Origin of the sequence: Bacillus sp. EB106-08-02-XG196, assembly GCF_013396335.1 — a bacterium.
Taxonomy (GTDB): Bacteria; Bacillota; Bacilli; order Bacillales; family Cytobacillaceae; genus Neobacillus.
In genome coordinates this window covers 312276-333232 of record NZ_JABWSY010000003.1, presented here as the reverse complement: position 1 = coordinate 333232, position 20957 = coordinate 312276, and the positions used below count along the sequence as shown (strand labels likewise).

The window sequence follows — 20957 nt, the reverse complement described above, 5'->3', positions numbered from 1 at the left end:
CTTATTCCTTTCCTGTCAGTTTTTGCGCTAATCTTCCTTCGCAATCAGAATGACATCATCCCTTTTCTTTTCAGGACGAATCATGGCATTATCCTCGACCACCATTCCTTCAGCGATGATCGCCTTCTCAATTAATACATTTTTTCCGATTCGAGCATTGGGCATGATTACGGAGTCCTGAATCACACTTCCTTCTTCGACCGTTACGCCTTGGAATAGAACAGAATGCTTTATGTTTCCTTTTACTATACAGCCTTCATTAATTAGTGACTCTTCTACTTGAGCAGTGGGTGATATATATTGCGGCGGCTGGTTCGGATTTACAGAGTAAATTCTCCAATTTCGGTCATAAAGATCTAGTTCTGTTTCTTCTGTTAATAAATCCATATTTGCTTCCCATAAACTTTTTACAGTACCTACGTCCTTCCAGTATCCCTTGAATGGATACGCAACCACCTTTTTATTTTCTTCCAGTAATAATGGAATAATATCCTTCCCAAAATCATTGGAGGATTCTGGATTATTATCGTCTATTTCTAAAAACGTTCTTAAAACGGACCAATTAAAGATATAAATTCCCATAGAAGCCAAATTACTTTTTGGTGATTTTGGTTTTTCCTCAAATTCGATAATATCTAAGTTCATGTTAGTATTCATAATTCCAAAACGGCTTGCTTCTTCCCAAGGTACCTCTATAACAGAGATGCTAACATCTGCATCCTTTTCAATATGATAATCAAGCATTTTAGAATAATCCATCTTGTAAATGTGGTCACCAGAAAGAATCAGTACGTATTCTGGATTGTATTGCTTTATGTAATTAATATTTTCGTAAATCGCGCTGGCAGTGCCTTTATACCATTTAACGCCAGAGGTTTCCGCATACGGAGGCAATACGGTGACTCCGCCATTACTTCTATCTAAATCCCAAGCAGCACCGATCCCAATATAAGAGTGTAAAACCAGAGGTTGATACTGTGTTAACACACCTACAGTTTCAATTCCAGAGTTTGTACAATTACTTAATGGAAAATCTATTATTCGATATTTGCCGCCGAATGAAACAGCCGGCTTTGCAATATATCTAGTAAGAGCACCGAGACGGCTACCTTGTCCTCCTGCTAGTAACATTGCTACGCACTTTTTTTGTACCATTGCGATTTGTCCCCTTTCTAGTTTTAACTGGTCGTAAGATGGACATCCCAAAAGGCGGGATCGTCATTTCGAGATGACATAACTGGTTGTGAAAGGGCTCTTCAATCACTATCATTTTCTTATTATTCACCTGACCAGAACCACCGTAATGAATACGATCACTATTAAAAATTTCATTGTAAAAAGCGTGAGAAGGTACCCCAACTTTGTAGTTCTCATAAACGAACTCTGTAAAATTACACACGATAATAAGCGGGTCTTCATTTTTGTCTTTTCTCATAAACGAGAATATACTTTGATCTTTATTATCTGCATCAATCCATTCAAAGCCTTCGTGGGTATGGTCAAGCTCCCACAACGCTTTCGAACGGTTATATAGCTGCATCAATTCTTTAAAGTAATCATGCAAGATGCGATGCATCTCAAAATCCTGTAACTCCCAATCTAAATCCTCTAAATCCTTCCATTCATCAAACTGACCAAACTCTCCACCCATAAATAACAGCTTTTTACCAGGGTGTGTCATTAGGTACCCGAACAAAAGACGCAGCTGTGCAAATTTTCGCCAATAATCTCCTGGCATTTTATTTAGAAGTGACTTTTTCCCATGAACTACCTCATCATGCGACAGAGGTAAGATGAAGTTTTCTGTAAAAGCATACAGGATGGAGAAGGTTACTTTATCATGCAAATACTTTCTATTCTGCGGATCCGCTTCCATATATTTTAAAATATCGTTCATCCAACCCATGTTCCATTTATAGTTAAAACCTAAACCACCTTCAGAGGTGGGTCTTGTCACAAGCGGCCAATCGGTCGAATCCTCAGCTATCATGAGCAGATTAGGTTCGGCTTCAAACACAACCTCATTCAGCTTTCTTAAGAAGCTAACGGCATATTCATTCTTTTGAGATTCCCCCCCGGCTTGCCAGTATAGCATGTTGGCAACCGCATCAACACGAAATCCATCAATATGATAGTATTTGATCCAGAATAAGGCGTTAGATATTAAAAAGCTTTGCACTTCACCTTTTCCCAAATCAAAATTCGCTGTACCCCATATCGGATTTTCTTTTACGTAAACATCTTCATATTCATAAGTAGTCAGTCCATCAAACATATACAAACCATGGGCATCCTTACAGAAATGTCCCGGAACCCAATCCAGAATAACACCTATTCCACTTTGGTGACATTGGTCAATAAAATACATTAAATCGTGCGGGGTACCATATCGACTTGTTGCAGAATAGTATCCAGTTCCTTGATATCCCCAAGAACGGTCATAAGGATGTTCAACTAGAGGCAAAAGTTCAATGTGTGTAAAGTGATGTTCAAGTACGTATGGAATCAGTTCATCTGCTAGCTCCCTATATGTATAAAACTCCTCTTCACCCTTTTTCTTCCAAGAGCCTAAATGTACCTCATAAATGGCAAGCGGTTCTTCATACACCGTTTTCTTTTTTTTATTTCGATACCATTTCTGGTCCTGCCAAATGTATCCTTCCAGGTCATAGATAATAGACGCGGTATTTGGCCTGACTTCTGAATAAAATGCATACGGATCTGATTTTAGGATGGTGTCTCCGGCAGCTGTTTTAATTTGATACTTGTAAATATCATTTTCTAGCAGCCCCGGAATAAAAAGTGACCATATTCCTTGTTTATTAAGTTTCGTCATTTCATGATAACTACCATCCCATTTATTGAAATCCCCGACAACATGTAATTGGGTCGCATGGGGAGCCCAAACAGTAAAGCGAGTGCCTTTTTCTCCTTCTTGGGTTTCAGAATGAGCTCCAAAAACTTTATAACTCTCAAATAAACTTCCTTCGTGAAAAAGATATACTTCATACTCTGTCGGATGTGTTACAACCACTAGCCTCACCTCTTTAAACTGCTCTTCCATAATATCTAGACTATCTGTTAGTTTTTCTAAAATGTATGGTTTAATGCATAAAATTACTTTGACTATATCATTTTAAAAAAATGAAAAAAGCGACCCCGAAAAAAAGAGTCACCTTCCCTAATTATTGATATTTTTCAAGTAACGATTTAAAACTTTCCTATACCGCCATATATCTTTACTATCAACCGGAAGCTCATGTATGTCCCAAAACGTTTGATATTTACGATGTACAGTCAGTGTGCCATCTGGATATTGCATAAATGTAAGGGTACCGCTGTTTACTTCATCTTGTACGGCAATGTAGTACTTCGAACCATCCCAACTTGCCAGATCACCAAACCTCTCGCAAAACTGCTCCACATCCGCTTTACTTCGAATTATCATTATTTTCACTCCTTGCTTTAATAGTCTGATTTGATAGAATTATAACATACAACTCTTGGAAATTAGTATAAGTAAGATATAAGAACTAGAAATCTCGAATTTCACTACCCAAAAATAGAAAGATACTTTTTTGTAATTATTAATGAATGCGCTCCTAATGAAACAGGCTCTTGGGACCATTCCCAAGAGCCTGAATATTCTCTCCATCTTCAACAATAACCACGTTATCGTCTAATGATATTTTTTATCAAAGTCAAACTCAACTTCCTCAAGTTTAACCACTTTCGTTTTCTTAATCAATTTATATCCAAAATATAAACTAAGGAAGAACGGAATACCTAAGTAAGCTGCTACAACTCCGCCCCAATCAATCTGGTCGGCAAGAAAGGCTTGGAAATTTTGAGCTACTATTACGATAATTCCACAAGCAATCGCGAAAATTGGTCCAATCGGAAACCATTTTGCCTTATATGGTAACTTGTCTAGAGAATGCCCTTGAGCGATAAGAGCTTTTCGGAATCGATAATGACTGATGGAAATACCTAGCCAGAAAATAAATCCTGTTATACTGATTGCATTCATTAACCATATATAGACCATACCATCACCGAAGAAGGAAGCCAAAAAGGCAAGCGCACCTATAGCACAGGTTAGAATAATACCTGCAACGGGAACTCCACGGTTGTTAAGTTGTCCAAAAATCCGAGGTGCTTGTCCCGACTTCGCCATCGAATACAACATGCGTGTTGAAGCATATAAACTAGAATTACCCGCTGATAATACCGCAGTTAAAATAACCGCATTCATAATTGAAGCTGCAAAGGCAATCCCAGCCTTTTCAAAAATGAGGGTAAATGGACTTACCATCACATTATCATTTTGTAAATTCGGATTGGTATATGGAATAAGAAGCCCAATCACAGCAATCGCCAAAATATAAAAAATCAGGATTCTCCAGAAAACACTTTTAATTGCCTTTGGTACATTTTTGGCTGGATCCTCACTTTCTCCTGCCGTAACGCCCACAATTTCCGTACCTTGGAAAGAAAAACCTGCTGCAATAAATATAACAAAAACACTTAAAATACCACCTGAAAAAGGAGCATTATCCACTGTAAAGTTTTTAAACCCTACTGCTTCTCCTCCCATAATGCCGAAAATCATCAGAACACCAACAATAATAAATAGTACAATCGCTGATACTTTAATTAAGGACAGCCAATATTCCCCTTCCCCATATCCCTTAACAGATAAATAGTTTAATAGAAATATAAGTACTAAAAATGATGCACTCCATACCCAGGAAGGACTATCCGGAAACCAAAATTTCATGATCATGGTTGAGGCGGCTAATTCAGCAGCAATGGTCATCGCCCAGCTAAACCAGTAGGTCCATCCAATCGCAAAACCAAATGCTGGGTCTACAAATTTTGTCCCATACGTACTAAATGAACCACTAACTGGCATAAATGCAGCCATTTCCCCTAAACTCGTCATGATAAAAAAGACCATTGCGCCAACTATGGTATATGCAAGTAAAGCTCCTCCAGGGCCGGCTGTGCTGATTGCTGTCCCGCTGCTAAGGAACAGTCCAGTCCCTATTGCACCTCCAATGGAAATCATCGTTAAATGCCGGGATTTTAACTCGCGTTTTAATGTCTGTTCATTTTGTCGATCTACAGATTGCTGGAATATTTCTACTTCACGTTCTGGTAACATTTGCTTCAGTCCTTTCATTTTTTATAGAAAGCGGTTTCAAACATATGTAGGCTATTTCCTTTTGAAAATAAATAATCCCCCTAGGAGTAGAAAATCTATTTAAGAAATAAAAAAAGTGTCTACAAGTCATGAGAAATAGACTTGTAGACACTAAATAATCGTGTCACAAGTTCCACCTTCCTTCTCATAAACGCTTACGAGGTTAGCTGTCGGATTCGGGCCTACTAAGTAGCCCTACCTTAAAAAGGATTCACCCCTTGGATTGATTAAATCCATATGGTTCCCCCGTGCCTAAATGGTTTCAGCGATTTAGAAATTTGAAACTATTTTCAATATTATAATAGTTGTTATCTTAAGAAAAGTAAAATACTTTTTTTCAAAAATATAAAATAATCTGAACTCCCCTATATACACTGTCAATACCTCTGAAAATTGGAAAAATCGGATTAATAATGTGATTCAACTATATCAAAATCATTATAGTAAATCACTTCACTGAGATATTTACACCCTTTTATACTCTTGTAAGTGGCTCTTGCTTCCTCTTGATTATCGAACTCAAACATTTGAATATTCTTTTCTGAATGCACCGTAATGACCCACATAATTATTCCTCGCTTCATATTTTTATTTTTAAAACTGAACCTTCTGAAAATTACTGATAAATTGAATCAGTTTTTTCATTTACTGATTTTCACTATTGACAACATAATATTGTTTTATATCTCGTTCTTCTATAATGCAATAAGTGTGCCAAGATGATTGCCATTAGAAATATAGATTTTATTATTCTTTTAAATAGAATTACCGCAAAATTTCTTTGCCTATGCCAAAATATTTTGCATATTAATGTTTTATAAGGTTGTTACCGCAAAGTTTTTTTGCTACCTTACAATTGCATGTTAAACAATCTCTAGTAAGACAAAAAAAGCACCTCTCAAGAGAGGTACTTTTTTCAGTCTTACCTATTTCATTGCTGTTGCAATGGAGGCTTCGGGGGATGTTACCTTATCATAAAAATCGACGAATTTATCACGATTGTCGCTATCGCGGTAAGCCATGGCGACACGGGGATGCTCATTAAGTACACCAGAAATCATATACGGAATGATATAACCCCACTCCCACTTTTGGCGCATGTCTAACATGTGCTTTTCAATCACTTCAAGTACTGGCTTAAGTTCATAGCTTGGTTTTTGAATGTAGCTAACAAGTAGTTCTGTGTTACAATTACCAGCAGCACGACCCATGCCATAAACAGATGAATCCAGGTATGTAACTCCGTTTTGCAATGCCGCTAATGTATTGGCGAATGCTAACTGCATGTTATTATGCGTATGGATTCCAAGCTGTTTGTTAGGGATTAGCTCTTGGAATCTTTTCACTTGGTGTTCAATATCCGCAGGATCCAAGCTTCCGAAGGAATCGACAATATATACAACATCTACAGGACTTTCCCTCACCATATCAAATGCTTTCGTAAGCTGCTTTTCAGGTACACTTGATAAAGCCATTATATTAAGGGAAGTCTCATAACCCAAATCATGAAACATTTGTACAAGCTCTAACCCTTTATCGACTTCACGAATATAGCATGCCACTCGGATCATATCTAAAACACTTTGTTCACGTGGTAAAATGTCATTTGGATCCACACGGCCAATATCCACTAGAGCAGAAAACTTCGTAAATTTTTTCTCAGGGAAGATTTCTTTCAAGAAGTTATCATCTAGAAATCTCCATGGATTTGGCTCAGTCGCATTGAGTAATTTTGGGGAGTTTTTGTAACCAATCTCCATGTATTCAACACCAGCTGCACTTAAACCATTATACAAGTCTTGAACAAATTCGACACTGAAATCCCAATTGTTAACTAAGCCTCCATCTCGAATGGTGCAGTCTATTATCTTGTTACGATGTCCCATGAAAGTAATTCCTCCTGTAATTCCTTTTTTGTCATTATTTGTAATCCACATGCTTTAAAGTACTAAAATTCTTACTGTGTTTATATCATGTTTCATTCGAACGAGTCAATGCTATTTTCCAAAAATTCATTTATTTTACAATAAAAAGCCATCCCCTCCTACATGAATGTTTGAGAGAATGACTTTTTATTAGCCCTACACTGCTTCAGACAAAGTATTGATTTCTTCTTGTTTACCTTTTACTTTTCGTAAACTAACCATGGCTATAAAGGAGATACAATAGAGCAGTGCTAGGTACGTCATTGCTACCGTTACATTTGAGTGCTGCAGGATATACCCTACTAAAATAGGAGATAAGCCCCCTAAGGCCCTGCCAAAGTTAAAAATCGTATTGGTTGCTGTACTGCGAATTTCTACTGAATAATACTTACTAATTAATGCTCCATACCCTGCAAACATTCCATTCGAGAAGAATCCTACAATTGCACCGCCAATTAGTAGTCCTGTGCTGCCTGAAGCAAAGGAATATAAGAAGACAGCAACAGCGGAAGCAGCTAAGAAGATTCCATATGAGCGTTTCATTCCAAAACGATCCATAAATTGTCCGAATGTTAACATACCGGCTATCATTCCTGCAGCGGTACTAATTGTCCAAAGCGCTGAGCTTGAAACGGATAGTCCTTGGGATTGTTGAAGCATAGATGGCAGCCAAATCATTAAACCATTATAACCAGCGATTTGTACGGTTGCCATTATTGCTAAAGCGAAAGTCGTTACGGCAATTCTAGGAGTAGCAAACAATTGCTTCAATTTTCCTTGCTTCTGAACGAGTTGCTTTTTCTTTTGTGATTCCACCCATACCGGTGATTCGTCTAGTTTCTTTCGAACGATAAAGGCAAAAATGACCGGTGCCAATCCAACGAAGAACAACCCTCTCCATCCCCATGAAGGAAGGATCATCGCACTAAGAAGAGCGGCAAGGATAACACCATATTGAGCACCGACACTTACGTAGGAAGACGCGCGCCCTTGTTTATTCTTTGGCCATGCCTCAGCGACAAGGGCCATACCAATACCGTATTCTCCCCCAGCACCTAAACCTGCAATAAACCTAAATAAATATACTTGTTCAATATTTTGTGCGAGCCCGGTTAACGCAGTTCCGACGGCAAATAGTAGAATTGTATAAGTGAAAATTCTAACTCTCCCAAATTTATCTGCTAAAATACCGAAAATGACTCCCCCAGCAAGCATTCCTAAATTAGTAATGGAAGAAATTAGTCCACCTGCTGCCATATCGATATGAAACTCCGCAATGATCATCGACATCGCAAAGGAGATAAACATTATATCCATGCCCTCTAATGTTAAACCTGCTACTGAAGCGACTACTGTTTTTTTACGATAATCCATTCTTGTTGTTCTCCTTTCAAGCCTCACAGGACTCAGATTAAAAGATAATAGGCAAAAATAAAATGCCCTTCCATCCAAAGGACAAAAAGGCATTCATAGACATAATAAATTATGTATGAAGTTTGATTCGCCTTTTTGGACTCTCTGGACCAGATTAAAGGGATTTAATTTCACCTTATAGTATCATGTTAATAAGAATGTGACAATATTTTAAAATAATAAACCATTAAATACCTTATTAAAAACACGCACAAGTGCAAATTACTTTGCGGATAAATAAGCATAAATTGCATTATAATGTTTGAAAATATGGTTTAATTAGAATTAAACTTTTATATTCAATTTTTTTATACAGATTTAGAAACATCTTAGAGGAGCGTAATTTAAATATGAATCAGGAATTTCTTTATATTATTATCATCATTGCATTGGGCTATCTATTAAAACGAATAAATATACTACAAGAAAAAGATGGAGAAGTGATTTCAAAAATTATTTTTAAAATTACCCTTCCTGCCTTAGTTCTTGTAACTTTCGATTCTGTAAAGATAGAAACTTCTTTAATGTTGTTACCAGTAATTGTCCTCGTGTACGGAATCATCACAGCTTTACTAGGCTTATTCGTTTTTAAAAATGAAGAAAGAGAACTTAAAGGTTCACTTATGATGCTATCATCCGGATTTAATGTCGGCTTATTTGCATTTCCATTAGTCTATGCTATTTGGGGGATGGATGGATTAACCTATTTTAGTATGTTCGATGTTGGTGCATCCTTCGTTGTCTTTGGAATTGCGTATATTTTAGGAAGTTATTTCTCGGAAGAAGGTCTTCGTCTTAACCCACTAGAAATTCTAAAAAAGCTGGGCAAGTCCATTCCTTTAATGACTTATATAATTGCTAGTGTTTTAAATTTTAGCCATATCCAATTACCTGATATGTTTATTAATGTTGCAAGTAAAATCTCAGGAGCAAATATACCGTTATCATTATTACTACTAGGACTCTTTTTAAATTTTAAGTTTGACAAACAGTTTATTAAGCCAATGGTGAAATTCTTAGCTTTTCGGTATGGTTTGGGTCTTACTGTTGGGTTATTCTTATACTTTATCCTTCCATACGATATCATGCTTCGATCTACTATTCTAATTGGACTATTATTGCCTGTTGCTGCATCTGCCTTAACATTTGCGGTAGAATTCAAATATAGCACCGACAGCACCCGTTTCATTGCCACTATGTCAAATATAACGATTATAATAAGTATTGTTATTTTATATATTTTTTCAAACTTTATTTTATAAAGTTTTTTAATTAAAAACAAACCACCTAAGTGTACTTTAAGAATACTTAGGTGGTTTGTTTCTTTCCAATAAACATATACTTTTGGCCAGGATTCTCTCTAGCATACCTGAAAGAGTCTTTTAAGTTCCTCTTTTTCATCAGCCGATAGTAACTTCTCAGCCAACGGAAACAACATTTTTTCTTCCTTTGCAAAGTGTTGTGTTAAGGTAGCATAAGCTTGGACGGCGTATACTGTAATCCATTGAGCCTCGTTTTCATCTATGGACGCTCCCGCCTGATCAGCCTCAGTTAGAAAATCCTGCAGATGCCCTTCTGCCTTCTCATGTTCTTGTTCCATTACCTCAATTGTTCTGTCATTCTCTCCTAGACGGCGAGCCATCATAGGGAACAACCCTTCATCCTCTCGTTTTGAATGTGCCTTCAGCTCTTTAGCAAAAGCTGATACCCGTTCATGCAATTTCGTAAACAATTGAACCACAGTAAGACCAGAATCAGATTCTATCTCTTCTGTAATCTCATAGAAATGATTCATATCTTGCCGAAGCGACACATGCTCATCCATTAATTGCTGCAATGGAGCACTTAATACAATATTCGAATTTTCCACCGTTTAGCACCCTCTTCCAACCATACCATTCATCTAAAATTCCTATTTTTCATGGTTTCGGTCGTATCTATTAACTCTTATTAAATAATAGCCCAATAGTGTCGATAATTTTGTGATGATCATCACGGTTTCAAATTGACTACGTATTCGAACTTTTGATGCCTCGAAACAAATTGATTATTCGTAATCCAGAATCGCCAAGGATAATCCCTTGCTTCACCAGTATTCTCAATTCCAATTCTTTTTCCGACTGAAATGCTTTCAGGATAAAAACCTTTAGCTAAATATAAGGGTGGATGTGTGAGTGAGCAGCCATAGTCCTCCATTGTTATGCCTAATGCCTTTGTCAGTTTTCCAGGTCCGTTTGTCAGATTTTTTAATTCTTCAATCCCTCTCCTTGTTTTCATAAAATCGATACCGTACCGAGGTTCCAGTGCTCGGACCAAAATAGCTTCAGGTTTTTCTTCACCACCGCTGACCACGTTGAAAAGGCAGTGTGTATGCATAAGATATGTATAGGCGTGGCCGGAACGATGGAACATGATTTCTGTTCTTGCTGTCCTTCTGTTGTTATAGCTATGCGCTGCCTTATCACCGGGACCTATGTATGCCTCTGTTTCTACAATATACCCGGCAGCGATGCCCTGGTGTGTCTCTTTTACAAGGAGGCATCCGAGCAACGCCTTTGCCAGTTCTAGGGTAGGCTTTTCATAAAATTTGCGGGGTAATGGAACGATTTCATTAGGCACTTCTTCCATAATAGGTGCCTCCAAAATAATTTCTTTCTTCTTGTTTTACCCATATTACTGAAAATTAAAAATGCGTATCGTGGGAAATTCTCACGTAGAAAAATAACTAGAAATTGTTTAAAGGCACCATCCTATATGGAAGGTGCCTCTTATTTATATCAACTATGTGATTGGTACATGCTCAAGGTCATCATTTTAATCATACCCTCGACTAAGGTTGGTACTTCCTCGAATGCGCTTTTAATGTGCAATCGCTCTGTTCGTTTATGGGCATCTTTACCAAACGGACCGACATTTAAGACAGGAGCACTAAGGTTGGACATTTCATCAAAAGGGATACTGTAACTGCTTCCCCAGACAGGCGTGTTTGCTTTAAAGGCAGTCCACCCTTCCCCTTCATCCTGGTAATTAACATAGCTTAAATCACTGATTCCATTGAAATAATGAACCTGTTTTACCGGTAAATTAAACTCTTTTTGCCCTTTTCCCCTAATATATTGGATACATTTCTTAACAAGTTCATCATCTGAAGAATTAACCGCTGGATAATAGGGAGGTGCATATAGTAAGACAATGGCCGGTGCAAGCTCCTGACATTCTATCATCAGACTGTCAGCAATCCGCAATGATTTTTCACGGTCATCCCAGTTTGTATTTGCCTGAACTTCAGCCTTTATTTCCTCTACAAAATTGGCTCCGAATTTACGGATGGCATGAGTTTGTAAATCCTCATATCGCAAAACACGGACTTTACCAACCGGCTTCACAGACTGCTTCCTACAAACCTCTTTATACGCCTGATTGCATGCCCCAGCTGCCTCTATGGCAACTCTTTCAAATATCTCCATGATTTCTTCAGCATTCCGTTTCATTAAAAACACGTTGTACATTGCTGCAGAACGATAGGGCGTTTGAGTTGAATATTCAAGCCGTAAATCTTTTTGCTGCAGAGTAACAGGCAGCGGTGTGGTTTCTCCCTTCACTTCCTCCAGAAGACTTACATTCCACTCCATCCGTTGGGTCAGAAATGATGCAATATAGGGAGCGGTAATGCCGCTAAGCGGTTCGCCCACATGTGTTTCTTTTCCATAAAAAAGCGCGGATGGCATAATTTTTCCTATCGATCCGGAATAAACATAAAAACTTCTGTCACCAGGTTCCTGAGTAAATACCGGCTCTCCGTTTAGGAACAGTTTATAGCTGAGATCATGATGTTCTTTTAATTCCAGCAGTTTGGTAACAGCTGCCCGCATTCCAGATGAATTTACCTCTTCATCAGGAACGGTCAACAGGAGAAGATTAATCGGCCAATTCTCAACCGTTGCTTTTTCCAATAATCTCATATGCATCGCGAGCCCCATCTTCATGTCCATAGTGCCCCGTCCAAACAAATATTCACCAGATTTGAGATCACTTTGTGCATCGCTATGCAGCTCATCAATTCTACTTAAAAGCAATTTGGTCAATTCTTCCGGCTGATAAGCAAATTCCTCCAGGTCCCCATATTCTTCTGTATTAACTGTGTCAAAATGACTAAGTAAAACAATCGTTTCCTCTGAATCCCCCTTATATAAGCCAGTTAAGAACCGGCGCCCCAAATCAGCATCATGCAGACCCAAATGACTGGGATTCTCCTGAAAATATCGCAATTCCTGAAGTTTCGCTTGAACCTTACGGGGAAACTCCCGCTCCCCCTCCGTTAACGTCATACTTCTCCAACTCACCAGTTCACACAATAAACCCCGCAGCCTATCCGGTGTACCCCACCTAAGATGCTCCATCATTTCAGACCCCTTTACAATCAAATTCTGAGTGTCCGCCTGAGGTGGACACTGTCCACGAGCGGTGCCTGTCACCATATTATTGCCACCAAATTATTGCAACCATATTATTGTCACCATTTTCTCCATTGTCTTTATCCTTTTATTTCAGTTTCTGCGTTTGCTTTGGTTTGTTTGTTTTTGATGTAGTAGAATATATAGCATGTTGCTAGGAATCCTAGTCCGATGAGGAGCCCTATTAGCTGTGTAGGGTCAAATGCCAGGAATATTAGGATTGAGACGCAGAATACGATACAAACGATCGGGATTAATGGGTAAAAAGGTACTTTGTATTCCAGGTCCTCTAGTTTTCCTCCCCCTCGAAGGTACTTACGTCGGAACATTAACTGCGAAAGGGCAATACCAATCCAAGAAATGGTTACGGATATTCCGGCAACTGACATCAAGAGAACGAAAACTGTATCTGCGGCAATAAAACTTGTCAGTAGTGATAGCAGCGAGAAAACCATCGTAAAAACTAGAGCTGTAAATGGAACCTTCCGTTTTGAAAGTTTCCCAAACCTTTTTGGTGCCATTCCCTCATGAGCCATGGCCCACAAAAGACGGGTGGAAGCATAAATACATGAGTTCCCTACCGATAATATCGCTGTCAGGATAACAAAGTTCATGATATCTGGTGCGTATGGAATTCCAGCCAAGTCCATTAACGTTACGAATGGGCTTTCGAGTAAACCGAGTTCCTTGGCTGGAAAAATTGCTGATAAGATAATAATAGAGGCCAAATAAAAGACAATAATTCTAAATAACACATTACGAATTGCACGAGGGATATTTTTAGAAGGCTCTTCGCTCTCCCCGGCAGCAATCCCAATTAATTCAGAACCTTGATAAGAAAAAATAACATTCATCATCGTTACAAAGAGAATGGCGATTCCGGCTGGGAATAGACCAGATGGAGCTAGATTGTCTAATAATGGTGCTGGTCTGTCTGCAAGAGGAATAACTCCAAAAATGGCTCCGGCACCTATAATGATAAAAAAGATAACAGCTACTACCTTAATACCGGCAAACCAGTATTCTGCTTCGGCAAAACCTTTTGTTGTTAAGGCATTAAGTCCGAATAACAACAGGATAAAGACTGCACACCATATCCAGATTGAAACATCTGGAAACCACCTTTGCATTAGGATTCCGGCGGCGGTAAACTCTACACCCGCCGTAGTGGCCGACCCGATAAAGTACATCCATCCCAATGAAAATCCGGCAGAAGGACTAATGAATTTACTAGCATATGTTTGAAAAGAACCAGTTACAGGCATATGGACGGCAAGTTCTCCTAGGCAGACCATGACAAGATACAAAATAATCCCGCCAAACAAATACCCGACTAGTGCACCGCCAGCCCCCGATTGATTTATCGTATAACCGGCATTTAAAAACAATCCCGTTCCAATTACTCCCCCTAATGAAAGCATAAATAAATGCCTGCGCTTCATGGAACGATTTAATTGATTTTCCTGACTTACCTGATTAACGGTTTCCATTCCCTCTCCCACCCCTCTTAAAATAGCTTTACCCCTTTAGTTAATTAAAATCGCAGTGACAAGCAGCTTAATCCACCGTCCTGTTTACGGAATTCTGACATATCGAGTTCAATGGTCTGATAGCCTGCTTCGTTAATTTTTTGTTTGGTCACAGGATACCCTGCAGGAATGATGACATAATCATTCACACGAATACAATTGGCTGCGTACTCCTCTTCTGAGGGAACAACGATTTTTTGATAGCGGTTAAAGTCTGGATGATCGATGAATTCGCCTGCGACCACAATCGTTTGGTTTCCTAAATAGGTAATCCCTGTTTTTAAATGAAAGAATTTATCCAGTTCAACAATGATACCCTTGTAACCTTCTAATTCTAGAATTAGTTTTAATTGCATGGCACCATCATGGTTGGTTCTCGCAGAAATACCGATATAAAAATGATCCTCTATCTGGAGTACATCTCCCCCATCTAGTGTTCCTGGAGATTTAATATAATAAATATTTTCATAGAAAGTCTTAATGACAGGTTCCATCTCATGAATTTCCCCATTTCTAGACAGTGCCCCAGGATTAGAGATGACGGCAAACTTTGGAGTCAATACCGCTGTGTCTTCCACAAAAGTTGAATCCGGAAACTCTTTATTACCAGGAAGAATGGTTACTTCTGTTCCACATTTATTTAACGCCTCGATATACGCCTGGTGCTGCTCCAATGCTTTTTCAAAAATAGGGCTTCCTAAATCCGATGTAGTTAAGCCATTGATATAGCTTTCACTTGGAATTTTAACAATCGTATTGTTGAACATAATCGTATCCCCCTTATTTATCCTCTCACTACTGGACATGTAAGACATGTCGGTCCCCCAGTTCCTAAATAAGAAATTTCATTTCCATCATACTCATAGACAGTTGCTCCAGCTTCAATCAGCTGAGCCTTTGTGGAGGGATTTCCCGAAACCATCACGCAGACTCTTGGTGCTAATGCCAGTACATTGCAGCCAAGCCGGTGGTACTCTTCATCCGGTACCTCTATTAATTCAAAACCGCGCTTGATTAGCAACTGGCGCAGGAAGACCGGCATGAGTCTTGAATAAACCACTGCTAGATTCTCATCTACGATACTAATGAATGACATAAGATGAAGGCATTCCTCTTCTCCCTGATCATGTGGTAATTGAACAACGATACATTCGTCCACCATATCCTTTGTCATTTCCTGAATTTGCCGGATGGCTTCATCATTTGTCCGATAACCGCGTCCAACCAATAATGTACGGTCATTAAGCCAGACGAGGTCTCCTCCATCAGCCACCGCATCCCCTGTTAACTCTCCTATAATAGGAATGTTCTTTTCTAGTAAAAATTGTTTATAAGCGATAGCCTCAGGCTGGCGCAGCTTTTTCCCTGATTTTAAAATAATCGCCCCATTTTTCGTGAATTTAACAGGGTCATGAGCATATAGAGAGTCTAATCCAACTGTCTCTGAAGCAGGTAAAAATTCAATTTCAGCTACATGTTCTTTAATAATTGCATGGAACCTTTCATATTCATTTTGTGCCTTTATGTAGTCCGGTTCATTGATGTAGTTGAACTTTTCCCATTCATTCCTTAGATGCTCCTGACTGATAAAGGCATCCTTTGGGTGTTTTAAAATAACCTTTTTAAGATTTTTGTGCATTGAATTTAACAAGTTTTACCTCCTCCTTTTTCCGCATAGTGGAAACCTTTTTCTTTGAATGGAAACGCTTAATATGATATTATTAAATGTAGAGAGGTATGTCAATATATTTCGAATTTACTGATTAATTATTAGCAGCTGATGATAATAAAATTTATAGGGGTTGAATAAATGCAAACCATTGACCGGGCTATGCAAGTAATGAAAGTCTTAGCGGAAAGTGGCAGTAAAAATTGGTTCTCCATTACAGACTTATCAAAGGAATGTGACTTGCCTGTCAGTACCATGCACCGTCTGTTACAATCTTTGATAAAGCACGGATTAATTCAGCAGGATCCGCACCTCAAACTTTATTCAATGGGGTATGCTTGGCTTGAATATGGCTTACAGATGTATGATACCTTTGATTTTGTCGGGCTCATCCGCCCCGAAATGGAGAAATTAATGCATGAGGTAGAAGAAAGTGTTTATTTCAGTAAACCGATAGGCTTAGAAGCTATCGTTGTGGAAAGAATCGATTGCCCGCATAACCCAATCCGGATTTATGATCAGCTGGGAATCAGAATCCCAATGAATATCGGAGCGGCAAATAAAGTCATGCTGGCACACATGCATAAGGACGAAGCTGAAAAAATCATCAATGGTATCGTTCCAAAAGATGAAAGGGAGTCCTTTTTGCAGGTTCTCAATACTATTCGCCAAAAAGTCTATGGAGAGAGCCACGGAGAAAGAACAAAAGGTACCTCCGCTGTCGCAGCTCCTATATTTAATCACACCAACGAATTAATCGGTGCATTAAGCATTGGATACGTATCCTTTAACCAAACAGACGAAAAACAGCAGTTATTTATCGAAAAAGTAATCCAATCCAGCTTACGCATATCCGCTAAACTAGGAAGCAAACTTAAAATTTATACAGACCAAAAATATTAACATTGAATTAGTTACTAAAAAAACACTCTTCCGATGTATCGGAAAGAGTGTTTTTGAATTTTCTCATTATCAACTTAGTATGGGGCAGACTACTACTTTGTTAAGGTCAAATATTTATTTTTCAACCGGTTCCCCAGCTTTTCCCCAGTGTGTCTTAGGGATTTCTGTCACTAGAACTCTTATATTTTCTTTTGGAGCATCCAAGGTTTCGGAAACGGTATTCGTTACATTGCGAATTAATTCTGCTACTTTTTCTTTTGGTCTTCCTTCCATCATTTGCACATGAATAATAGGCATAAAAATCCCCTCTATTTACAATATTTTAATCGGTTACGGTAAATGACACTTCGCCAAATCCATCAAACTTTCCAGTAACGATATCGCCAAAGTCCAATTTGACGGCAGCAGTAATGCCGCCCGTTAAAATCACGTCACCTTTGCGAACCTTCTCACCCTTTCTTGCCAGCATATTGGCAAGCATGGCTACAGAGTGGGCTGGATGGCCAAGGACAGCAGCCCCTGCACCCAATTCTTTGATCTCACCGTTAATCGACAGAGTTGCGCCGACAAGGTCCAGTTCAAATTGTTCCGGTTTTTTTAAAGATGTTCCAAACACAACCCGTGATGTTGAGGCATTGTCAGCAATCACATCCGGCAAGGTAAATTGAAAGTTTTCATAACGGCTGTCGATAATTTCCAATGCGGGAAGAACATATTCCGTTTTTGCGAGAACTTGCGCCCCGGTTATACCAGGTCCTTCTATGTCTTCTCCTATCACAAATGCAACTTCTGCCTCCACTTTCGGATGTATCAAATCACTTAAACGGACTTTTCCGCCATTTTCAATCAACATATAATCAAACACATATCCATAAATAGGCTCTTCAATACCCATTTGCTTCATTTTGGCAAAGCTCGTTAATCCCATCTTAGGACCAACGATTCTTCTTCCTTCACTTAATTTGCGCTTTACAATTTCTTGTTGAACAAGATATGCTTCCTCCACTGATAAATCCGGCTTCAGGCTCACCGTTACCTTTGGAACTTCCTGCCTTTCCTCCTCCGCTGAAACGAGGTAATTGGCAATATCCTTGTATTGACTCATTTAATTTTCTCCTCCGTTCTTAAAATGGACACTTACCTGCCCAATGTGTGCGAATCTTGCCGTAAATGTTTCTCCAGAGCGCGCCTCCACCGCTGCCGATAAAGCACCAGAGAGAATCACTTCACCTGCACGTAATGGAATATCAAATTCTGACAACTTATTAGCCAGCCAAGCAACACAATTGGCTGGATTGCCTAAAGCTGCTGCACCAACCCCAGTATTGACTAACTCCCCATTTTTATAAAATGCCATTCCGAGTAATTCAAGATCGATATCTTCAATCTTGACTGGCTTACCGCCAAGTACATAAAAACCTGATGAAGCATTATCTGCAACTGTATCTGCCAGCTTAATCTTCCAATCTTTTACTCTACTATCGACAATTTCAAGCGCAGGAACGATATATTCTGTTGCCTGAAGAACATCTAGAGCGGTTAAATTAGGGCCACGTAATTCCTTTTTTAAAATAAAGGCAATCTCCGCCTCTACCTTTGGCTGTAACACTTTCTCGGTGGAAATAAAACCTCCGTTTTCAACCACCATACTGTCTAATAAGTGTCCATAATCCGGCTCATCAACACCTAATAGATTCTGCATGGCCAGAGAAGTTAAGCCAATCTTTTTTCCTACTACTTTTTGTCCTTGTTCTATCTTTTTCTTTATATTTTCTAGTTGGACGTAATAGGCTTCCTTCACTGTCAACTCTGAATCGATTGAAGTAAGCGGTACAATTCCAACTCGAGTGGACTCTGCTTCTTCCAATATTTTCGCAAACTCTACTATTTTATTTGTCACCTGTATAACACCCTTTCTAAAGGTTATTCGTAATATTGGATAATTCCGAGTAAAAATCAATGCTGTGCATGCCGTCATTGGGTCCACTAAGTGGTTTAATAACGGCTGTGTTCCACATCGCAAGACAATGTAGTGTAAGCAATTTATCGCTTTTTACTTTTGTTTCTACTTAACATGTACGTATTCCTCCTAATAGGAAAAATTATTTTTCATAGTTTGATAGTAACGCTCGCAAGTTTCACATACAACTTTTGTGTTGCTCTATATGCAACAAGCACAATGAATTTTTAAAAATAGCTCTCACACCTAACCAAAAAGAAGTGGATAATCCCCCTTTTTTATGTGTTTAACGGTTCAATAGACCTAATTTAGTAATAACATTCCGAAAAGTATAAATATTTTGTTGAAAATAAAACCACTAATGTTTATAATCTCTAATTAGAGAACTGTATTTACTATAAGTAAAGTGCAATTAGTGTTAACCGATAACAAATACGAATTCTCTCATATTATCGTAAGCGTTATCATTTAATTTTATTTTTTAATGGGGGAAAAAACATGACAACGATTAATTCTACCGAAGTTATTGCTAACAGCAAATTTAACCGCTTCCATCTAGGTTTACTATTATGGAGTTTTTTGATTATCTGGTTTGATGGTTATGATCTGGTCGTCTATGGAACGGTTTTACCAACCTTGATAGAAAAATGGAATCTTTCCTCGGTGGAAGCAGGAGCAATCGGGACCTATGGATTATTTGGGATGATGTTTGGGGCAATCTTTTTCGGTACTTTGGCTGACCGGATTGGTAGAAAAAACGTGATTGCGATAACATTAGTACTGTTTAGTTTATTTACATTCCTTTGTGGCTTTGCCGAAACACCAACTACTTTCTCAACCTTCCGTTTCATAGCTGGCTTAGGTTTGGGAGGAATCATGCCAAATGTTATCGCACTATTAACAGATTATGCCCCTAAGACGATGAGAAGTATGATTGTAAGTATCGTATTATGTGGTTATTCTGTTGGGGGGATTCTTGCTCCCTTAATAGGGATTTTCTTAATGCCAACATTCGGATGGGAATCAATCTTCTGGTTTGCGGGTCTTCCCCTCCTATTTTTGCCTATCATGTATAAACAGCTGCCTGAAACAGCCAGCTATCTTATCCGTACAGGTAAAAAGGAAAAATTGATTGCAACCCTTGCTAAAGTAAGTCCAGAATCGCATTTTAGTCAAAATGATGAGGTTATCGACTTAAAAATACATGATTCAAAGGTTCCTATAATAGGATTATTTAAGGAGAACCGAGCCTTCAGTACGGTTATGTTTTGGACAGCGTTTTTCAGTTGTTTATTGATGGTTTATGGTTTAAATACCTGGCTTCCAAAATTGATGATGGAAGCAGGATATGGATTAAATTCAAGTTTAGGCTTTCTCATTGCCCTCCAAGGCGGAGCCATTATTGGGACACTCATCATCGGACGACTTTGTGATAAATACGGTTCAAAAAAAATGCTTGTTCCGATGTATGCCTCAGGCGCCGTGGCTCTGACACTCCTAGGATTTGGAGGAAATACGTTAGTAATATATCTGTTAGTAGCTATTGCCGGAGCTGCAACCATTGGTGCACAAAATATTGTTCAGGCCTATGTTTCCCAGTACTATCCGCCATCTATTAGATCTACAGCATTAGGGATGGCTTCAGGAATCGGCAGGATCGGCGGTATGCTAGGTCCCCTTTTAGGAGGATTCCTATTATCAATTTCTTTACCCATTCACTTAAACTTTATCGCCTTTGCCATTCCTGGCTTGATTGCGGCTGCCGCCCTCTCATTGGTGCCTTTAAAAAATGCCTATTATAATAAAAACGATGCTAAAGATAAATCTATTAAAGTTCATGTAAGTTAATGGATTAAAAAAGTCTCCCTTCTAAAAGGGAGACTCATTGCGTTAAATGG

Annotated in this window: 19 protein-coding genes and 1 riboswitch; of the genes, 3 read left to right on the top strand and 16 right to left on the bottom strand. The window is 38.7% G+C overall.

Annotation, left to right across the window (positions count from 1 at the left end):
• Window positions 1-27 precede the first annotated feature (27 nt).
• From MLOOGBEN_RS07335 to MLOOGBEN_RS07310, 7 genes are all read right to left on the bottom strand, one after another.
• Complete coding sequence (locus MLOOGBEN_RS07335; protein WP_179157589.1) at window positions 28-1155, bottom strand: glucose-1-phosphate adenylyltransferase; 1128 nt, start codon at window positions 1153-1155, stop codon at window positions 28-30.
• Window positions 1106-3064 carry a 1,4-alpha-glucan branching enzyme gene (gene glgB / locus MLOOGBEN_RS07330; protein WP_179157588.1) on the bottom strand — a complete coding sequence of 653 codons (1959 nt, stop codon included), beginning with the start codon at window positions 3062-3064 and terminating at the stop codon, window positions 1106-1108. Before glgB ends, MLOOGBEN_RS07335 begins: the two co-directional genes overlap by 50 nt.
• Window positions 3065-3181: 117 nt before the next feature.
• Window positions 3182-3448, bottom strand: coding sequence for a hypothetical protein (locus MLOOGBEN_RS07325; RefSeq protein WP_179157587.1), 267 nt, complete (start codon window positions 3446-3448; stop codon window positions 3182-3184).
• A 231-nt stretch (window positions 3449-3679) separates the two neighbouring features.
• The gene (locus tag MLOOGBEN_RS07320) at window positions 3680-5167 is read right to left on the bottom strand and encodes an amino acid permease (RefSeq protein WP_179157586.1); all 1488 of its coding nucleotides are present in this window, start codon (window positions 5165-5167) and stop codon (window positions 3680-3682) included.
• Between the two features lie 176 nt (window positions 5168-5343).
• Window positions 5344-5484, bottom strand: a riboswitch (cyclic di-AMP (ydaO/yuaA leader).
• A 129-nt stretch (window positions 5485-5613) separates the two neighbouring features.
• Window positions 5614-5790 carry a hypothetical protein gene (locus MLOOGBEN_RS28905; protein WP_218781092.1) on the bottom strand — a complete coding sequence of 59 codons (177 nt, stop codon included), beginning with the start codon at window positions 5788-5790 and terminating at the stop codon, window positions 5614-5616.
• A 342-nt stretch (window positions 5791-6132) separates the two neighbouring features.
• Window positions 6133-7092, bottom strand: coding sequence for an aldolase catalytic domain-containing protein (locus MLOOGBEN_RS07315; protein ID WP_179157585.1), 960 nt, complete (start codon window positions 7090-7092; stop codon window positions 6133-6135).
• A 195-nt stretch (window positions 7093-7287) separates the two neighbouring features.
• Window positions 7288-8505, bottom strand: a complete 1218-nt coding sequence (locus MLOOGBEN_RS07310; RefSeq protein WP_179157584.1) for an MFS transporter — start codon at window positions 8503-8505, stop codon at window positions 7288-7290.
• A 389-nt stretch (window positions 8506-8894) separates the two neighbouring features.
• On the opposite strand from MLOOGBEN_RS07310, the gene MLOOGBEN_RS07305 reads away from it, so the two are divergent.
• Entirely contained in the window at window positions 8895-9806 is a 912-nt protein-coding gene (locus MLOOGBEN_RS07305) for an AEC family transporter (protein WP_179157583.1), read from the top strand.
• Between the two features lie 98 nt (window positions 9807-9904).
• Here the strand turns inward: MLOOGBEN_RS07305 and MLOOGBEN_RS07300 are convergent, their stop codons facing one another.
• From MLOOGBEN_RS07300 to MLOOGBEN_RS07275, 6 genes are all read right to left on the bottom strand, one after another.
• Window positions 9905-10414, bottom strand: a complete 510-nt coding sequence (locus MLOOGBEN_RS07300) for a hemerythrin domain-containing protein (protein WP_179157582.1) — start codon at window positions 10412-10414, stop codon at window positions 9905-9907.
• A gap of 122 nt (window positions 10415-10536) precedes the next feature.
• Window positions 10537-11172, bottom strand: a complete 636-nt coding sequence (locus MLOOGBEN_RS07295; RefSeq protein WP_179157581.1) for a DNA-3-methyladenine glycosylase — start codon at window positions 11170-11172, stop codon at window positions 10537-10539.
• 149 nt (window positions 11173-11321) lie between these two features.
• Window positions 11322-12944 carry a M20/M25/M40 family metallo-hydrolase gene (locus MLOOGBEN_RS07290; protein ID WP_179157580.1) on the bottom strand — a complete coding sequence of 541 codons (1623 nt, stop codon included), beginning with the start codon at window positions 12942-12944 and terminating at the stop codon, window positions 11322-11324.
• Window positions 12945-13078: 134 nt separating this feature from the next.
• Entirely contained in the window at window positions 13079-14488 is a 1410-nt protein-coding gene (locus tag MLOOGBEN_RS07285) for an amino acid permease (RefSeq protein ID WP_179157579.1), read from the bottom strand.
• Window positions 14489-14532: 44 nt separating this feature from the next.
• Window positions 14533-15294 carry a dimethylarginine dimethylaminohydrolase family protein gene (locus MLOOGBEN_RS07280; protein ID WP_179157578.1) on the bottom strand — a complete coding sequence of 254 codons (762 nt, stop codon included), beginning with the start codon at window positions 15292-15294 and terminating at the stop codon, window positions 14533-14535.
• 17 nt (window positions 15295-15311) lie between these two features.
• Entirely contained in the window at window positions 15312-16166 is an 855-nt protein-coding gene (locus MLOOGBEN_RS07275) for a dimethylarginine dimethylaminohydrolase family protein (protein WP_179157628.1), read from the bottom strand.
• A 171-nt stretch (window positions 16167-16337) separates the two neighbouring features.
• Here MLOOGBEN_RS07275 and MLOOGBEN_RS07270 point away from each other — a divergent pair, with 171 nt between their 5' ends.
• Window positions 16338-17099 carry an IclR family transcriptional regulator gene (locus MLOOGBEN_RS07270; protein ID WP_179157577.1) on the top strand — a complete coding sequence of 254 codons (762 nt, stop codon included), beginning with the start codon at window positions 16338-16340 and terminating at the stop codon, window positions 17097-17099.
• 114 nt (window positions 17100-17213) lie between these two features.
• Here the strand turns inward: MLOOGBEN_RS07270 and MLOOGBEN_RS07265 are convergent, their stop codons facing one another.
• The 3 genes from MLOOGBEN_RS07265 to MLOOGBEN_RS07255 are packed head-to-tail and all read right to left on the bottom strand — an operon-like array spanning window position 17214 to window position 18999.
• The gene (locus tag MLOOGBEN_RS07265; RefSeq protein WP_179157576.1) at window positions 17214-17396 is read right to left on the bottom strand and encodes a 4-oxalocrotonate tautomerase; all 183 of its coding nucleotides are present in this window, start codon (window positions 17394-17396) and stop codon (window positions 17214-17216) included.
• A gap of 25 nt (window positions 17397-17421) precedes the next feature.
• Window positions 17422-18204, bottom strand: a complete 783-nt coding sequence (locus MLOOGBEN_RS07260) for a 2-keto-4-pentenoate hydratase (RefSeq protein ID WP_179157575.1) — start codon at window positions 18202-18204, stop codon at window positions 17422-17424.
• Complete coding sequence (locus MLOOGBEN_RS07255; protein WP_179157574.1) at window positions 18205-18999, bottom strand: 2-keto-4-pentenoate hydratase; 795 nt, start codon at window positions 18997-18999, stop codon at window positions 18205-18207.
• Between the two features lie 558 nt (window positions 19000-19557).
• Between MLOOGBEN_RS07255 and MLOOGBEN_RS07250 the strand changes: the two genes are divergently transcribed.
• The gene (locus tag MLOOGBEN_RS07250; RefSeq protein ID WP_179157573.1) at window positions 19558-20907 is read left to right on the top strand and encodes an MFS transporter; all 1350 of its coding nucleotides are present in this window, start codon (window positions 19558-19560) and stop codon (window positions 20905-20907) included.
• The last annotated feature ends 50 nt before the right edge of the window (window positions 20908-20957 follow it).

Coding starts and splice junctions, on each gene's coding strand:
- MLOOGBEN_RS07275 (WP_179157628.1), bottom strand. CDS start 16,166: ATGCACAAAAATCTTAAAAAGGTTATTTTAAAACACCCAAAGGATGCC.
- MLOOGBEN_RS07270 (WP_179157577.1), top strand. CDS start 16,338: ATGCAAACCATTGACCGGGCTATGCAAGTAATGAAAGTCTTAGCGGAA.
- MLOOGBEN_RS07335 (WP_179157589.1), bottom strand. CDS start 1,155: ATGGTACAAAAAAAGTGCGTAGCAATGTTACTAGCAGGAGGACAAGGT.
- MLOOGBEN_RS07260 (WP_179157575.1), bottom strand. CDS start 18,204: ATGAGTCAATACAAGGATATTGCCAATTACCTCGTTTCAGCGGAGGAG.
- MLOOGBEN_RS07250 (WP_179157573.1), top strand. CDS start 19,558: ATGACAACGATTAATTCTACCGAAGTTATTGCTAACAGCAAATTTAAC.
- MLOOGBEN_RS07290 (WP_179157580.1), bottom strand. CDS start 12,944: ATGGAGCATCTTAGGTGGGGTACACCGGATAGGCTGCGGGGTTTATTG.
- MLOOGBEN_RS28905 (WP_218781092.1), bottom strand. CDS start 5,790: ATGAAGCGAGGAATAATTATGTGGGTCATTACGGTGCATTCAGAAAAG.
- MLOOGBEN_RS07295 (WP_179157581.1), bottom strand. CDS start 11,172: ATGGAAGAAGTGCCTAATGAAATCGTTCCATTACCCCGCAAATTTTAT.
- MLOOGBEN_RS07265 (WP_179157576.1), bottom strand. CDS start 17,396: ATGCCTATTATTCATGTGCAAATGATGGAAGGAAGACCAAAAGAAAAA.
- MLOOGBEN_RS07325 (WP_179157587.1), bottom strand. CDS start 3,448: ATGATAATTCGAAGTAAAGCGGATGTGGAGCAGTTTTGCGAGAGGTTT.
- MLOOGBEN_RS07310 (WP_179157584.1), bottom strand. CDS start 8,505: ATGGATTATCGTAAAAAAACAGTAGTCGCTTCAGTAGCAGGTTTAACA.
- MLOOGBEN_RS07315 (WP_179157585.1), bottom strand. CDS start 7,092: ATGGGACATCGTAACAAGATAATAGACTGCACCATTCGAGATGGAGGC.
- glgB (WP_179157588.1), bottom strand. CDS start 3,064: ATGGAAGAGCAGTTTAAAGAGGTGAGGCTAGTGGTTGTAACACATCCG.
- MLOOGBEN_RS07280 (WP_179157578.1), bottom strand. CDS start 15,294: ATGTTCAACAATACGATTGTTAAAATTCCAAGTGAAAGCTATATCAAT.
- MLOOGBEN_RS07285 (WP_179157579.1), bottom strand. CDS start 14,488: ATGGAAACCGTTAATCAGGTAAGTCAGGAAAATCAATTAAATCGTTCC.
- MLOOGBEN_RS07320 (WP_179157586.1), bottom strand. CDS start 5,167: ATGTTACCAGAACGTGAAGTAGAAATATTCCAGCAATCTGTAGATCGA.
- MLOOGBEN_RS07305 (WP_179157583.1), top strand. CDS start 8,895: ATGAATCAGGAATTTCTTTATATTATTATCATCATTGCATTGGGCTAT.